Consider the following 15,270-nt stretch of genomic DNA (forward strand, 5'->3'; position numbering starts at 1 on the left):
GCCCGTCCAGGACAACGCCCCTTACTCGTACTGCACTTGAGGAGTTCCATGGCCGCGCCATGGCAGGACACCACTCTGCCCGCCCACACCCGGGCGGCGGACCTGCTCGCCCGGATGACCACCGAGGAGAAGACCGCCCAGCTGTCCAGCGCATGGATCGGCGCCGACACCGAGGGCGCCGACGTCGCCCCCGGCCAGCACGCCTACGTGGCCCGGAGCGCCGCCCTCGACGCGCTCCTTCCCTACGGCCTCGGCCACCTCACCCGACCCTTCGGCACAGTCCCCGTCGAACCCGCAAAAGGCGCCGCCCGCCTCGCCGAACTGCAGCGCACGATCCGCGCGGGCAACCGGTTCGGGGTGCCCGCGATCGCCCACGAGGAGTGCCTGACCGGCTTCACCGCCTGGCAGGCCACCGTCTTCCCCACCCCGCTCGCTTGGGGCGCCACCTTCGACACCGCGCTGATCACCGAGATGGCCCAGGCCATCGGTACGTCGATGCGCGCGGTCGGCATCCACCAGGGCCTCGCCCCGGTCCTGGACGTCGTACGGGATCCGCGGTGGGGCCGCACCGAGGAGTGCATCGGCGAGGACCCGTACCTCGTCGGCACCATCGGCACCGCCTACGTGCGGGGTCTTGAGGCCGCCGGGATCGTCGCCACGCTCAAGCACTTCGCCGGGCACTCGGCCTCGCGCGCCGCCCGCAACCACGCGCCCGCCTCGCTCGGCCCGCGCGAACTCGCGGACGTGATCCTGCCGCCGTTCGAGATGGCGGTGCGCGACGGCGGCGCCCGCTCCGTGATGCCCGCCTATAACGACCTCGACGGCCTCCCCGCCCACGCCCATGCCGGGCTACTCACCCAACTCCTGCGTGAGCAGTGGGAGTTCACCGGGACCGTGGTATCGGACTACTACGGCGTCTCGCTGCTGGAGGAAGCGCACCGGGTCGCCGACGGGGAGGGCCACGCCGCGCTGCTCGCCCTCGCGGCCGGGGTCGACGTGGAACTGCCGGCGGCACGCTGCTTCAACCCCGCGGTCCCGCTCCCCGCTGACCTGCTCGACCGGGCCGCGTTGCGCGTCCTTACGCAGAAGTGCGAACTGGGGCTGCTCGACCCCGACCGGGAGCCCGTCACGGGCGGCGCGCCCGTCGACCTGAACCCCCCGCACATGCGGGAGCTGGCACAGAAGGTCGCCGAGGAGTCCGTCGTCCTGCTAGCCAACGACTCCGGCATGCTGCCGCTGAGCGACGGGCTGCGCATCGCCCTCCTCGGTCCGCTCGCCCACGAGCAGGCCGCCATGCTCGGCTGCTACACGTTCCCCCGGCACGTGGGCGTACACCATCCCGAACTACCCACAGGCGTCGAGGTGTTGACTCTTGCTGGGGCGCTGTGCACCGAGCTGCCGGGCGCCGTGTTCGCCGACGATCCGGCGGCGGCCGACGTCTGCCTGGCCGTGGTCGGGGACCGGTCGGGTCTGTTCGGGCGCGGCTCGTCGGGCGAGGGCTGCGATGCCGAGGACCTGCAACTTCCGTACGAACAGGCAGAATTGCTGGACGAATCGATGGCATCCGGCACGCCGGTCGTCATCGTCGTACTCAGCGGAAGGCCCTATGCACTCGGCCGCTGGGCCCACCGGGCTGCCGCCGTCGTGCAGGCGTTCTTCCCCGGACAGGAGGGCGGCGGCGCCGTCGCGGGCGTCCTCTCCGGCCGCGTCGACCCCTCCGGGCGCCTGCCCATAGGGGTGCCGCGCAGCCCCGGCGGCCAGCCCGCCCCGTACCTCGCCCCGCCGCTCGGCCGGCACGGCTTCCCCAGCACCGTGGACCCGACCCCCCTGTACCCGTTCGGTTACGGCCTGTCCTACACCACGTTCAGCTGGGGCCAACCGCAGTGCGACGCCCCGGAGCTCGCCACCGACGGCGAGACCGCACTGCGGCTGACCGTCCGCAACATCGGCGACCGCCCCGGAACCGAAGTCGTCCAGTTCTACCTCCACGACCCCGTCGGGACCGTCGCCCGTCCCGAGGTTCGGCTCGTCGGCTACGCCCGGGTCACGCTCGACGCCGGCGCGTCGGCCGAGTTGCACGCCACGTTCCCGGCCGACCTCGCCGCGTACACCGGTGCCGACGGCCGCCGCGTCGTCGAACCCGGCGCCCTCGAACTGCGCCTCGCCGCCTCCAGCGCTCACGTCCACCACACCGTGCCGCTCACCCTGACCGGGCCGGTGCGGGCGGTCGGGCACGAGCGCCGCATGCGGTGCGAGGTGCGTGTCAACTGCATGTCGCTACATCACAGTTGAGGAGCCGAACCATGCGCACACTCGCACTCCCCGCCCCCCGCCGCTCCCGCGGCAGATCCGCCGTGTTCCTCGCCGCGGCGGCCCTGCTGGCCGGTCTGGCCGTCGCCCCCGCGGCGCACGCCGGTGACGGCCGCAAGGCCGAGGCCGCCACCCTGCACGACCTTGCCGAGGACCACGGCCGTTACTTCGGTTCTGCCACCGACAACCCGGAACTCACCGATACCCCGTACACCGAGCTGCTCGGGGAGGAGTTCGGCACGATCACGCCCGGCAACAGCATGAAGTGGGATGCCACCGAACCCCAGCGCGGCGTCTTCGACTTCACCAAGGGTGACGAGGTCGTCGACTTCGCCCGCGCCCACCGCCAGAGGGTCCGGGGCCACACCCTGCTCTGGCACAGCCAGCTGCCCGGCTGGCTCACCTCCGGCACATGGAGCGCCGACGAACTGCGCGCGATCCTCAAGAACCACGTCCAGACCGTGGTCAAGCACTACAAGGGCAAGGTCTTCGCCTGGGACGTCGCCAACGAGATCATGAACGAGGACGGCACGTACCGGGAGAACCTCTTCTACAAGACGCTCGGCCCCGGCTACATTGCCGACGCCTTGCGCTGGGCGCACCAGGCCGACCCCAAGGCCAAGCTGTACCTCAACGACTACAACGTGGAGTGGATCGGCCCGAAGTCCGACGCCTACTACGAGCTGATCAAGCAGCTCAAGGCCGACGGCGTCCCGGTCCACGGCTTCGGCCTCCAAGGCCACCTGGCGCTGCAGTACGGTTTCCCCGGCAACCTCCAGGAGAACCTTCAGCGCTTTGCCGACCTCCGAGTCGACACCGCCCTGACCGAGGTGGACATCCGCATGGTCCTGCCGTCGGACGAGGCCAAGCTGGCCGAGCAGGCCGACTGGTACGCCCGGGTCACCGAGGCATGCCTGGCGGTCAAGCGCTGTGTGGGCATCACGGTCTGGGACTACACCGACCGCTACTCCTGGATCCCAGCCTTCTTCGAGGGGGAGGGCGCGGCCCTGCCGTGGGACGAGAACCTGAAGGCCAAGCCGGCGTACTTCGCCATCCGCGACGCGCTCGGGGTCCGGCCCAAGAAGACCTGACCGCCAGGGGGATCCCACGCAGCGGGGGCAGACCACCTCGGCACAGAACCCCTGCTCGCCCTCCTGACTGACCACCCTCGCAGCCCTGCTCGTCGCCCTGGGCGCCGCGCCCGCCGCCACGGCGGGCCAGGGGACCGGGACAGCGTGAGCGGTCAGGATCTGAGCACCACGTTCCAGTGGTCCTCCAGCGGCCCGCTGATCGCTCCTCAGCCCGATGCCGAGCACCCTGTCGTCTCGGACAAGGACTCGTCGATCGTCCGGCACAAGGCCACCTGGCACGTCTTCGCCACTACCGCCGACACCTCCGGGCCGAGGCGGGCACCGCACGCCAGTACCACCTGGACCGGTCCGGGATCGTCAAGGGATACCGGGCTGCGCCGCAGGCGTTCTACTTCGCGCCGCAGAAGAAGTGGTACCTCGTCTACCAGACAGGTCTGTTCGGACAAACAGAGAGGAACCCCGGCCGGACACGGATGGCAGCGCCAACAAGTGGGCGCCGGATCTGAACGGCGGCTCCTGAGGAGAGAGCGCGCCATAAACGAGTATTTCCATCAGTTCGCATCTCGGGGACGCCGATATTCGTCGCCCCAGAGCGGCCACCCCGTCGAAGCTGGGAGCGTGAATTCACGTGCATTCCGTACGCGCCTTTTCAACGACAGCCCAGCTCGGGTGATCCCCATCGAAATCCTTTCGATGGCCTTCGTGCGGCCGAAAGCCGCTACCGGGATACCTGGAGGGAGGAGTCTCGATACTCTTGACATGTTCCGGCGGGGTTTCCACACTGAGTCCCCGAGGCGGTGTCTCCCGTCTGCCCGGGTGCCGGGTGCCATCCTTGGATCGTTACGCCCTGGTGGTGAGCGTCCTTTGTTAATGGACGCGGGCGTCGCTAACGCGGATTCATTCTGCCGCGCTTTCGCTTTAATCCTTCCGTGATTTCTCTCCTGGAGGCTCAGTCATGGGCTTAAATGCCATTCGCCCACCCACGGTCCGCCGGAAGATCGGCGGTCTGTGTATGGCGCTGATCGTCGGCGTACTCGGTTCGGTCGCCGCGCTGGTGGCGCCGCAGACCTCACACGCCGCCGAGAGCACGCTCGGCGGCGCGGCGGCGCAGAGCGGCCGTTACTTCGGCACCGCCATCGCTTCGGGCAGGCTCAACGACTCGGCGTACACGACGATCGCGGGCCGCGAGTTCAACTCGGTGACGGCCGAGAACGAGATGAAGATCGACGCCACCGAACCCCAGCGGGGCCAGTTCAACTTCACCGCCGGTGACCGCGTCTACAACTGGGCGGTGCAGAACGGCAAGCAGGTGCGTGGCCACACCCTGGCCTGGCACTCCCAGCAGCCCGGCTGGATGCAGAGCCTCAGCGGCAGCACGCTGCGCCAGGCGATGACCAATCACATCAACGGCGTGATGGCCCACTACAAGGGCAAGATCGTCCAGTGGGACGTCGTGAACGAGGCCTTCGCCGACGGCAGCTCGGGAGCCCGGCGCGACTCCAATCTGCAGCGCACCGGCAACGACTGGATCGAGGTCGCCTTCCGCACTGCGCGCGCCGCCGACCCGGCCGCCAAGCTCTGTTACAACGACTACAACGTCGAGAACTGGACCTGGGCCAAAACCCAGGCCATGTACGCCATGGTCCGAGACTTCAAGCAGCGCGGCGTGCCGATCGACTGCGTCGGCTTCCAGTCGCACTTCAACAGCGACAGCCCCTACAACAGCAACTTCCGCACCACCCTGCAGAGCTTCGCCGCCCTCGGCGTCGATGTGGCCATCACCGAACTCGACATCCAGGGCGCCTCGGCCACAACCTACGCCAACGTGACCAACGACTGCCTGGCCGTCCCGCGCTGCCTCGGCATCACCGTCTGGGGTGTGCGCGACACCGACTCCTGGCGACCGGAGCACTCGCCGCTGCTGTTCGACGGCAGCGGCAGCAAAAAGCCCGCCTACACCTCCGTCCTCAACGCACTCAACGCCGCCTCCCCTACACCCCCGACCAGTTCTGGACAGATCAAGGGCGTCGGTTCAGGCCGCTGCCTGGACGTGCCCGGCGCCAGCACCACCGACGGCACCCAGCTCAACCTGTGGGACTGCAACAACCGCACCAACCAGCAGTGGGCCTACACCGCCGGAGGTGAGCTCAGGGTCTACGACAACAAGTGCCTGGACGCCGCCGGGACCGGCAACGGCGCCAAAGTCCAGATCTACAGCTGCTGGGGTGGCGACAACCAGAAATGGCGCCTCAACTCCGACGGATCCATCGTCGGCGTCCAGTCCGGCCTCTGCCTTGACGCCACCGCCAACGGCACCGCCAACGGCACCCTGATCCAGCTCTACTCCTGCTCGAACGGCAGCAACCAACGCTGGACCCGCACCTGACCGACACAGCGAAAGGGTGAATCGATGAAGACCTACAGTGCGGCTTCCCTCGCCCCTCCACAAAGACATCGCTGGTGGTCCCGGTTCGCCGCCGTGGTGGCGGCGACCCTCGCGATCGGCATGCTCGTCGCGGTGAATCCGGCGCCCGCCGAGGCGGCGACGGTGGACACCAATGCCTGGTACCTCCTGATCAATCGCAACAGCGGCAAGGCGCTGGACGTCTCTGGCGTGTCCACCGCCGACGGCGCGCGGGCCAGCCAGTGGACGCGCCACGACGGAGCCAACCAACAGTGGCAGTTCGTGGACTCCGGCGGCGGCTTCTACCGGCTCAAGGCCCGGCATTCGGGCAAGGTTCTCGACGTTGCCGGCGCCTCGACCGCCGACGGTGCCGCGATCGCGCAGTGGGCCGACCGCAACGGGGCCAACCAGCAGTTCCGCCTGGCCGACTCCGACGCAGGCCACGTCCGGCTGATCAACCGCAACAGCGGCAAGGCCGTGGAGGTGCAGGGCGCCTCCACCGCCGACGGCGGCAACGTCGTCCAGTACACCGACTGGGGCGGCGCCAACCAGCAATGGCAGATGATCAAGCTGTCGTCCGGTGGCGGCGGCGGATGCGGTAGCGCCCCGACTCTGGCGAGCGGTACGCACACGATTCAGAGCAGCGGTAAGAGCCGCAGCTTCATCCTCAGGGTTCCCGCCAACTACAACAACAGCCACCCCTACCGGCTGATTTTCGCGTTCCACTGGCGGGGCGGAACCGCCGGCGACGTCGCCTCGGGCGGAACGAGCGGGAGCGCCTGGTCCTACTACGGCCAGCAGGAACAGTCGAACGACAGCGCGATCCTCGTCGCCCCCCAGGGCCTCGGCAACGGCTGGGCCAATTCGGGCGGTGAGGACGTCACCTTCGTCGACGACATGATCCAGCGAATCGAGGGCGGCCTCTGCGTCAACACGGCACAGCGCTTCGCCACCGGTTTCAGCTGGGGCGGCGGTATGAGTTACGCACTCGCATGCACCCGGGCGAACGCCTTCAGGGCCGTCGCGGTCATCTCCGGCGCCCAGATCAGCGGGTGCAGCGGCGGCACCCAGCCCATCGCCTACTTCGGAATCCACGGCATCAGCGACTCCGTCCTCAACATCGCGCAAGGACGGTCCCTGCGCGATAGATTCGTCAGCAACAACGGCTGCACTCCCCAGAGCCCGCGCGAGCCCGCCCCGGGCAGCCGGACGCACATCACCACCTCCTACTCGGGCTGCCGTGCCGGGTACCCGGTCCAATGGGCCGCGTTCGACGGAGACCACATACCCGGTCCGGTCGACGGCTCCCCCAACGAGAGCGGCGTCGCCACCTGGACCAAGGGAGAGATCTGGAGGTTCTTCGCACAGTTCCAGTGACACGCCCGCACCATGGAGTGGAGCCAGGGTGATCCTGGCTCCACTCCATCGTCGTCTATCATGACCGCTGCACCCCCAAGGACGTAGTCGCCACGTTCGACGCGCTGCGTACGTTCCAGGGCGTGGGCAAGTGCGTGTTCATCGTGGCTGCCGATTCAGCAGCCCATGGAAGAGGCCCTGACGAGGGCCCTCGAGCAGGCGACTCCGGCCGACACGGTCAATCCGTATTACAGCAGTGGCAGCGGCTACCTGGATTAGGTCTTCCAGTACCAGATCAGCCTTCCGCCTCTACTGCTGCCCAAGGTCACCCGCTTTGCCGCGGACCTGTTCCGGGAGCGCGAGGGGCTGTGGGCAGGAATCGACGTCAACCTCGTTGTCAGCATTCTTACCGCCTCGCATGTGCGCAGCCCCCGACGGGTGAAATCTGGCTGCAGGAGGCCCTGTCGTACGCCACCGCGGAGTGTCTCGGCGCCGCGGGGCCCCTCACACCACCCACGCCTGCGGACGGCCGACCCGAAGTTCCCCGCTACCGGCTGAGCGACGTCCTGGACCAGTACGGGCAAGAACAGCGGACCACCGAGCCGATCCCTCCCGCATTGTGGCGGACGCTGGCCGAGCACACGGATTCCGCGGGGCTGCTACGGTCCGTGTCCGGTGTCGACGGCACTCTCCGCGGTCCACCGCGATGACAAAGCGCTCGTGATGCGCGAAACGGCTCCGCCCAGGTAGGGCGGAGCCGATTCGCGGTGATGGGCGTACGGGTCAGGCGTGGCGGCGGTTGCCCGTGATGACGCGGTACAGCACGAGGAGAATGAGCGAGCCGACGATGGCGGCGATCCAGGTGGAGAGGTCGAAGAACCCGTCGATGGAATCGACGCCGAAGATGACCTTGCCGAGCCAGCCGCCGAGCAGACCGCCCGCGATACCGATGAGCATCGTGATGATGATGCCGCCCGGGTCCGTGCCCGGCATGAGCGCCTTGGCGATGAGGCCCGCGAGCAACCCGATGATGATCCAAGCAATGATGCCCATAGTGCCTCTCCTACCTGGTCGTATAAAGACGGTGTCAAGGACCGTCTTTACCGTGCGGGTGCTTTCAAACGTTGATCACGCAGCCTCTCGTGCGGTGGATGGACGGGGGTGCCGATCAGTGCTGGGCGGGTCCGCATCAGGGCCGAGCGAGTCGCTGCCCGCGGAGACAGCTGCCGGGGAGTCGTCGCCGACCTCGCAGCGCAGGATGTCGGTCCGCAGAGGCCGACGTGGCGCTGAGACGTGCAGGTCGCGCCTGTACCTCGTTCGCGTTGAAACTCCGACGCCTGGAAGGCCAATTGGCTGCGCCGGGAACAGCCGGTCCGGTCGGCACGGTTGCATCGACCGAGGGACCGGCGCCGCACGGGCGGGGAACACGGAGACCGCAAGGTCGTCCGCCCCGCCAGGATCCGGGCCCCAGGATCGCGGTACGCCCGCCGCGCACTCGGACCAAGACGTACTTTCTGCAGGAGGACTGTTTCATGACTGACCGGCCGTTGACGCTTATGGCAGTGCACGCCCACCCCGATGACGAGGCCACCGGAACCGGAGGGGTCCTCGCGCGGTACGCGGCGGAAGGCATCCGCACAGTTCTTGTGACGTGTACCGACGGCGGTTGCGGTGACGGAACGGGGGGTGTCAAGCCGGGCGATCCCGGGCACGATCCGGCGGCCGTCGCCTTGATGCGCCGCCAAGAACTCACGGCGAGCTGTGACGTCCTGAAGGTCAGCGATCTGGAGATGCTGGACTATGCCGACTCCGGGATGGCGGGCTGGCCGAGCAACGACGCCCCCGGATCCTTCTGGCAGACCCCCGTGGAGGAAGGCGCTGTCCGACTTGCGGAACTCATGCGGCACTACCGGCCCGATGTGGTCGTCACCTATGACGAGAACGGCTTCTACGGACACCCCGACCACATCCAGGCCCACCGCATCACGATGGCGGCGTTGGAGATGACCGCGCTGACACCGAAGGTGTACTGGACGACGATGCCGCGCTCGATGATGCAGCGGTTCGGGGAGACCATGCGCGAGTTTCATGAGGACATGCCGGAGCCGGATCCTGCCGAGGCCGCCGCGATGGCCGAGATCGGCCTCCCCGACGATGAGATCACCACGTGGGTGGACACCACCGCATTCAGCGGTCAGAAGTTCGATGCGCTGGCTGCGCACGCCAGTCAGGGCGAGAACATCTTCTTCCTCAAGATGGGCAAGGAGAGGTTCGGCGAGTTGATGGGCATGGAGACCTTCGTACGTGTCAAGGACGCCACCGGCGCGGCCGTACCCGAGAACGATCTCTTCGCCGGACTGCGCTGATCCGCTCGTCCGACCGGGGCGCGGGAAAGCTCATCGGCCGCACGGCACGATCGAGCGGGTCACGCACTCGGAGGGTAGTAGGGGCTTTGTTAGGTGGTGTCGTAGGGCTGCCATGGGGTGGGTTGTCGGCATGTGGGGCAGGTGCCGGTCCAGGTTGCTGACAGGTGTTGGAGGAGGTCCAGGGCCTGGTAGAGAGTCAGGCCCTGGCAGGGACTTTTGGGCAGGTCCGCTGTTCGGTCAGGAAGAGGTCGGCCGCGGTGACGAGGGTGACGTGGCGGTGCCAGCCGGTGAATGAGCGGCCCTCGAAGTGGTCGAGTCCGAGCGTCGTATTCAGCTCGCTGTAGTCGTGTTCGATGCGCCAGCGTAGTTCAGGAAGTTGGCCAGGATCAGCTTGCCCGTGAGGTCATCGCGTGTTCGCTCGGGCTGGTTGCGAACGATGTGCATGGCGGTCGCATGGTCCAGAAAGCGGCCCGAGGCCGCTCGCCCCGCAGGGTGGCGGCCGGTCGGCCGGTCATCTGCTAGACCGCCAGTGGCCCAGTCCCCTGCGCGAGGCCGGAGACGGCGGGGGCGTGTTGCCCGGCGAGCTGCTCTGGACACAAGGGCGCCGTCCCCTCGCAGGTGTCAACGGACACTGCTGCATCCGCGTGAGCGGACATTTGCTGTCCTTCTGGGCGGACAGTTGATCTCCCTGTCCGGTATGACAATGGGTCCCCGGTTTGGGCTAACCGCTCAGCCTGTTGGGGTGGGTCTCGTGGGGTGGCCTGGGTCTGCTTGGCCTCGGTAGTGTCCCGGGGTATGGGAGCCGATCTTGAAGGTGGGTGGCGCTGTGGTTGAGCTGCGCGCGTTCACCCTTGCGGACGCTGGTGTGATCGTGTCGTGGATATCCGGGCCGGCCGAACTGTTGACGTGGGCTGGTCCCGGGTTCACCTGGCCGCTGGATGATCCGCAACTCGCCGCCTATGTGGTGGAGCCGGGGCGCCGGACCTGGACGGGCGTCGGTCCGGACGGCCGGCTCGTGGGGCATGCGTCGCTGCGGTTGGACGCTGATGGCTTGTCCGCCAGACTCGGGCGGGTGCTCGTCGCCCCGGACGCTCGAGGTCAGGGATACGGGGCCGCGTTGCTGACTGAAGTGCTGACGTTCGCCTTCGCTCAACTGGGCCTGGAGCGTGTGGAGCTGGGGGTCTTCGCCCACAACGGCAACGCGGTGCGGCTTTATGAACGCCTCGGGTTCCGCGTGGACCAGGTGCTTCCCGACGTGGAACGAGTGGACGGGCGGTCCTGGTCCGCGCTGCAGATGAGCCTGGCGAAGGCAGACTGGTCCGCAGGCGTCGGTTAGAGGGGGCCGGGGCCGTGGTGGTACCGGTTCACGCGCTCAGTGGGACGACGCCTTGGCCGGTGGTGGCCTGGGTCAGCCGTAGGCTGGAGCCTTCGGTGAGGACGATGTGCGCGTGGTGCAAGAGCCGGTCGACGGCGGCGGTGGCCAGCGTCTTGGGCATGATCGAATCGAAGCCTGAGGGGTGCAGGTTCGAGGTGACGATCACCGACCGGCGTTCGTAGGCGGCGTCGATGACTCGGTAGAACCCTTCGGCGGCGGCCTGTCCGGACGGAAGCATGCCGATGTCGTCGACGACGATGAGGTCGCACCGGGTGATCTTCGCGACGGCCTTGGCGACGGTGTTGTCGACGGTTGCCCGCCCCAGGTGAGCGGTCAGCGATTCCAGCGTGAACCAGCAGACCTTCATGCCTTCGTCGATCGCTTTGTTCGCGAGGGCCTCGGCGAGGTGACTCTTCCCCGCGCCGGAGGGCCCGGCAACCGCCAAGTTCTCCGCCCGGGAGATCCACTCCAGCGTCATCAGCGCGTGCTGGGTCGGCGCCGGGATCGAGGAATCCGCTTCCCGCCAGGAGCCGAAGGTCTTCCCGGACGGGAGTTGGGCGAGTCGGCGGTGGTTGCGGCGGGTGGCCTCGTCCTGGCCCTTGATCTCTTCCTCCAGCAGAATCCGGACCACCTCGGCCGGGTCCCAGCGTTGAGAGCGAGCGGTGGCGAGGACCTCGGGGGCCGCCCGGCGCAAGTACGGAAACCTCATCCGCTTCAGGACGGTCTCCAGCTCGGCGGGGTCGGCGGCGGTGTCGGCGACGCGGAGGAACCGGGGACGGGGCTGGAACGATCTCGGGCGGATCGGCAACAGCGGTGGTGGTCATCATCAACTGCCTTTCTGCGATGGGCTGTTCGGGTTTGCCGCTCCCGGGCCGCTTCGCTGGCCCGGGAGCGGTGGATCAGGAAGCCGGGCGGCCGAAGTCGGCCCAGGCGGAGGTGCCGGGCCGGACGGAGTGTGTCTCGTCGGCGACGACGAGATCGGCCGGACGGGTGCCGTGCCGGCGGTGCTGGACGATGGACATCAAGTCGTCCTCGGCGAACCGGCCCGCGGTCGCCGCGAGACCCGGGCGTACGAGCAAGGTCCCGTCGGCCGTTGCGTGGCCGATCGCTCAGATACCGAACCATGTGAGACCAGCCGTCCTCCGGCATGCCCGCCCGGTGACGGCCGCGGCACCGGGGCCGGGTGAATCCCGACGGCCCCGGCCGGGCTGCCGCACCGAGCGCACCGTATGGTGAGCGGCCGTCCGTGTCTGTCACAGGTCCAGCGTGAGCCGTTGTCCCTTCGCCCGTGACACGCAAATCATCATTGTCTCGTCGCAGGCCCGATCCTGAGGGGTGAGGACTGTGTCGCGGTGGTCGACGGAACCGGCCAGTACGTCCGTCTCGCAGGTGCCGCAGGTGCCTTCGGTGCAGGAGTACAGGACTTCGACCCCGGCCTGGCGTATCGCGGTGAGGACCGACTGTCCGGCCGGTACCGTCAAGGTCAGCCCTGAGCGGGCCAGTTCGAGCTCGAAGGGCATGTCCCCGGTGGTGTCGGACGGTGCCGGGGTGAAGCGCTCGCTGCGCAGCGCCTCGGGTGGGACGAGTGCCTCTACGGCGGCGAGCAGGGGCTGTGGCCCGCAGGCGTAGACGAGTTCGCCGGGCCGCAGGCCGGACAGGTACTGCGGCAGGTCGAGCGGGCCTTGGCACAGCCTGACGCGGTCGGCTGGATGCGTGGCGGTGAGCTCGTCGGTGAACGCCATCGAGTGGCGGGAGCGGCCGCCGTAGTACAGCGTCCACGGTCCTTTGGCGGCGGCCAGCATCGGCAGGATCGGGGTGATGCCGATCCCGCCGGCCACGAAGCGGTAGGCCGGTGCCGCCTCGAGCCGGAAGTGGTTGCGTGGGCCACGCACGGCCACATTGCTGCCGGGCTCCAGGCCGCTGTGGACGAGGGTGGATCCGCCGCGTCCGTCCGGCTCCCGCAGCACGGCGATCCGCCATGAGCGGTCGTCGTCGCTGCCGCACAGCGAGTACTGCCGCTCGAGACCCTCACGCAGGACCAGATCGACGTGGGCGCCAGGTTCCCAGGCGGGCAGCGGCGCGCCGTCCGGCCGGCGCAGGATCAGGGAGATGACGTCAACGGCCTCCAGGCGGCGTTCGGAGACGACGAGGTCGAGCAGCTCGCTCATGGGGTTTCGCCCTTCGCGGAAACTGGGTGGTCGGGGTGGGCGAGCATCCACTCCCACATCGCGACCGGGTCCTCGCACGAGTGCCGGGCGCCGCAGTGGCAGCACCCGCGGAGGGCGTCGGTGCCGGGGAGCCAGTCGATACGGAAGACGCCGCTCATCCGGCGGCCAGCCCGGCGAGGATGCGGCGGGCGGCCAGGCCGCCGGTGTCGATGTTGATGCTGAGCTCCTGGTAGCCGGCCGGTTCGCTGTCCAGCGCGCGCTGCAGCAGGTTCAGCGCGTCCACGTCCTGCATCACGACCGTGTGGTTGAAGTCCCGCAGGAAGGTGGTCACTTCCTCGTCGTCGACCGCGAAGTTCCTCGAGACGGCCCAGAAGTCGTACACTTTGCCGGGGGCCGACGGCGTGATGGCGTACGTGATCTCGGTGCGGAACAGCGGGGCGTCGGTGCCGGCCGGGCTGATGCGGCTGTGCAGCAGGTAGAGGCACGGCGGGTGGTACTCGATGTCCTGCAGGCGCCGGATCCGCCCCTCGATCCCAGTGGAACGGGCGTAGAACGGCGGGCACTCGGCGTCGGACATGTGCCGGGAGACCCGTACGATGCCCGCCTTCTCGTCGACCTCGGTCGTGATCGGGGTCTCGGCGACCTCCGGGGTGCCGATGTAGCCGCCGTGCAGGTAGGTCTCGTGGGAGAGGTCCATCAGGTTGTCGACCAGGAGGCCGTAGTCGGCGTCGATCGGCTCCATGCCCTGGACGGTGACCCAGCCGTTCGCGGTGAGGTGTTCGGCACGCCGGATCGTGGCGGGGTCGGCGAGTTCAGGGTCGCCGACCCACACCCATACCATCCCGTCGACCTCGGACACCGGGTACGAGGTGACCCGGGCCGTCCGGGGGACGCGCTTCTGCCCGGGCACGTACACGCAGGTGCCGGTCGTGTCGTAGGTGAACCCGTGGTAGCCGCACACCACGCGGTCCCCGTCGAGCCCGCTCGCCGACAGCGGGAAGCGGCGGTGCACGCAGCGGTCGGCGAGCACGACGGGCTCGCCGGCCTCCGTGCGGTACAGGGCGAGCGGCTCGCCGAGGACCGTGCGGCCGAGGAGTTCGCGGCCGACCTCGGAGGACCAGGCGGCGACGTACCACTGGTTCCGGGCGAAGTTGTCGGCGTGGGTGGTGGTGGAGCCGGTGTGGCCGGTCATGGCGGGCGTCCCTCCTGGCATCGCGCGCAGCGCCTCGCTCCGCGTCATGGCACACAGTGGCGACCGGAGCCGCACCGTCACAACGCGACTTCCGTCAGGCGGAAGCCGTCGGCCCCGACGCTGCGGGCTGCCAGCCCAGGGCACGTGAGATGCCGCGGCCGGCTAGCTGGACCGCCGGGATCAGCGTGGGTGTCCGTGCCCCGGCGACCGGTACGACGACGGAGACCGCCGCGGCCACGTCCCCGCGCGCCCCGCGTATCGGGGCGGCGACCGAGAGAGCGTCGTCGGTGATCTGCCGGTCGCTCACCGCGACACCGCCGTGCCGTACTTCGGCCAGCATCCGGCGCAGCCGCTCCGGATCGGTGACGGTGTACGGAGTGAAGGCCGCCAACTTCTCGGCGCGGTAACGGCCTTGGAAATCGGGATCACTGTGGGCGAGCAGTACCAGGCCCACCCCGGTGGCGTGCAGCGGCCAGCGTGCGCCGACCCGCGAGTGGACACCGACCGCCGACCGCCCGGACAGCCTCTCGATGTAGACGACCTCCCGGCCGTCACGTACCGCGAGATGCACGTTCTCGTGCGTCGCCTCGTACAGGTCCTCCAGGTACGGCAGCGCCGCCTCCCGCAGGCCGAGTCCGCGCGGGGCGAGCGCAGCGGTCTCCCACAGCCGCAGCCCGACGTGGTACAGCCCGGCGTCGTCGCGTTCCAGGGCGCCCCACCCGGTCAGCGTGGCCACCAGGCGGTGCGCGGTGGGCAGGGACAGCTCGGCGCGCCGGGCGAGCTGGGTGAGGGTGAGGGCCGGGTGGACCTGGTCGAAGGCGCCGAGGACATCGAGGAGACGGTCGGCGGCGGAGCGGCTCACCGGAGGTGCCCGGCAGGTTCAAGCTCGGCGTGCCGCGCGGGTCTGCCCGGACAGGGTGGAACCTGCCGGGCTGCGTGGTCCGGGCGAGGACGCCGCGCGATGGTGCCTCTTCCGGAGGGCCTGCGGACGCCGGTACGCGGGACCGC

General features: G+C 69.0%; 13 protein-coding genes and 1 pseudogene. 6 read left to right on the top strand and 8 right to left on the bottom strand.

Annotated elements, in window-relative coordinates; translation table 11 throughout:
• Positions 1-48 precede the first annotated feature (48 nt).
• The 4 genes from ACFT7S_RS27210 (at position 49) to ACFT7S_RS27225 (ending at position 7,182) form a co-directional block, all read left to right on the top strand.
• Positions 49-2,292 carry a glycoside hydrolase family 3 N-terminal domain-containing protein gene (locus tag ACFT7S_RS27210; protein ID WP_382736240.1) on the top strand — a complete coding sequence of 748 codons (2,244 nt, stop codon included), beginning with the start codon at positions 49-51 and terminating at the stop codon, positions 2,290-2,292.
• A gap of 11 nt (positions 2,293-2,303) precedes the next feature.
• Positions 2,304-3,401, top strand: a complete 1,098-nt coding sequence (locus ACFT7S_RS27215; protein WP_382736242.1) for an endo-1,4-beta-xylanase — start codon at positions 2,304-2,306, stop codon at positions 3,399-3,401.
• 955 nt (positions 3,402-4,356) lie between these two features.
• Entirely contained in the window at positions 4,357-5,787 is a 1,431-nt protein-coding gene (locus ACFT7S_RS27220; RefSeq protein ID WP_382736244.1) for an endo-1,4-beta-xylanase, read from the top strand.
• Between the two features lie 93 nt (positions 5,788-5,880).
• A complete protein-coding gene (locus ACFT7S_RS27225) occupies positions 5,881-7,182 on the top strand; it encodes an RICIN domain-containing protein (protein WP_382736350.1) in 1,302 nt (433 codons plus the stop codon).
• Between the two features lie 762 nt (positions 7,183-7,944).
• Here ACFT7S_RS27225 and ACFT7S_RS27230 read toward each other — a convergent pair.
• Positions 7,945-8,214, bottom strand: coding sequence for a GlsB/YeaQ/YmgE family stress response membrane protein (locus ACFT7S_RS27230; RefSeq protein WP_382736246.1), 270 nt, complete (start codon positions 8,212-8,214; stop codon positions 7,945-7,947).
• Between the two features lie 479 nt (positions 8,215-8,693).
• Between ACFT7S_RS27230 and ACFT7S_RS27235 the strand changes: the two genes are divergently transcribed.
• Positions 8,694-9,527, top strand: a complete 834-nt coding sequence (locus ACFT7S_RS27235; protein WP_382736248.1) for a PIG-L family deacetylase — start codon at positions 8,694-8,696, stop codon at positions 9,525-9,527.
• A gap of 196 nt (positions 9,528-9,723) precedes the next feature.
• Here the strand turns inward: ACFT7S_RS27235 and ACFT7S_RS27240 are convergent.
• Positions 9,724-9,906: pseudogene (locus ACFT7S_RS27240) on the bottom strand (IS701 family transposase); the annotation flags it as partial.
• 447 nt (positions 9,907-10,353) lie between these two features.
• On the opposite strand from ACFT7S_RS27240, the gene ACFT7S_RS27245 reads away from it, so the two are divergent.
• Complete coding sequence (locus ACFT7S_RS27245) at positions 10,354-10,863, top strand: GNAT family N-acetyltransferase (RefSeq protein WP_382736250.1); 510 nt, start codon at positions 10,354-10,356, stop codon at positions 10,861-10,863.
• A 28-nt stretch (positions 10,864-10,891) separates the two neighbouring features.
• Here the strand turns inward: ACFT7S_RS27245 and istB are convergent, their stop codons facing one another.
• The 6 genes from istB to ACFT7S_RS27275 form a co-directional block, all read right to left on the bottom strand.
• Positions 10,892-11,710, bottom strand: a complete 819-nt coding sequence (gene istB / locus ACFT7S_RS27250; protein ID WP_382736251.1) for an IS21-like element helper ATPase IstB — start codon at positions 11,708-11,710, stop codon at positions 10,892-10,894.
• A gap of 91 nt (positions 11,711-11,801) precedes the next feature.
• Complete coding sequence (locus ACFT7S_RS27255; RefSeq protein WP_382736253.1) at positions 11,802-11,981, bottom strand: hypothetical protein; 180 nt, start codon at positions 11,979-11,981, stop codon at positions 11,802-11,804.
• A gap of 174 nt (positions 11,982-12,155) precedes the next feature.
• A complete protein-coding gene (locus ACFT7S_RS27260) occupies positions 12,156-13,070 on the bottom strand; it encodes a PDR/VanB family oxidoreductase (RefSeq protein WP_382736255.1) in 915 nt (304 codons plus the stop codon).
• Positions 13,067-13,228, bottom strand: a complete 162-nt coding sequence (locus tag ACFT7S_RS27265) for a hypothetical protein (protein ID WP_382736256.1) — start codon at positions 13,226-13,228, stop codon at positions 13,067-13,069. Before ACFT7S_RS27265 ends, ACFT7S_RS27260 begins: the two co-directional genes overlap by 4 nt.
• A complete protein-coding gene (locus ACFT7S_RS27270; protein ID WP_382736258.1) occupies positions 13,225-14,262 on the bottom strand; it encodes a Rieske 2Fe-2S domain-containing protein in 1,038 nt (345 codons plus the stop codon). Before ACFT7S_RS27270 ends, ACFT7S_RS27265 begins: the two co-directional genes overlap by 4 nt.
• A 94-nt stretch (positions 14,263-14,356) precedes the next feature.
• Entirely contained in the window at positions 14,357-15,124 is a 768-nt protein-coding gene (locus tag ACFT7S_RS27275; RefSeq protein ID WP_382736260.1) for an IclR family transcriptional regulator, read from the bottom strand.
• Positions 15,125-15,270: the final 146 nt, after the last annotated feature.

Source organism: Streptomyces sp. NPDC057136 (assembly GCF_042670885.1).
Taxonomy (GTDB): Bacteria; Actinomycetota; Actinomycetes; order Streptomycetales; family Streptomycetaceae; genus Streptomyces.

Bases quoted from the DNA above. Each gene is read 5' to 3' on its own strand.
- ACFT7S_RS27210 (WP_382736240.1), top strand. From the start codon at position 49: ATGGCCGCGCCATGGCAGGACACCACTCTGCCCGCCCACACCCGGGCG.
- ACFT7S_RS27215 (WP_382736242.1), top strand. From the start codon at position 2,304: ATGCGCACACTCGCACTCCCCGCCCCCCGCCGCTCCCGCGGCAGATCC.
- ACFT7S_RS27220 (WP_382736244.1), top strand. From the start codon at position 4,357: ATGGGCTTAAATGCCATTCGCCCACCCACGGTCCGCCGGAAGATCGGC.
- ACFT7S_RS27230 (WP_382736246.1), bottom strand. From the start codon at position 8,214: ATGGGCATCATTGCTTGGATCATCATCGGGTTGCTCGCGGGCCTCATC.
- ACFT7S_RS27235 (WP_382736248.1), top strand. From the start codon at position 8,694: ATGACTGACCGGCCGTTGACGCTTATGGCAGTGCACGCCCACCCCGAT.
- ACFT7S_RS27260 (WP_382736255.1), bottom strand. From the start codon at position 13,070: ATGAGCGAGCTGCTCGACCTCGTCGTCTCCGAACGCCGCCTGGAGGCC.
- ACFT7S_RS27265 (WP_382736256.1), bottom strand. From the start codon at position 13,228: ATGAGCGGCGTCTTCCGTATCGACTGGCTCCCCGGCACCGACGCCCTC.
- ACFT7S_RS27270 (WP_382736258.1), bottom strand. From the start codon at position 14,262: ATGACCGGCCACACCGGCTCCACCACCACCCACGCCGACAACTTCGCC.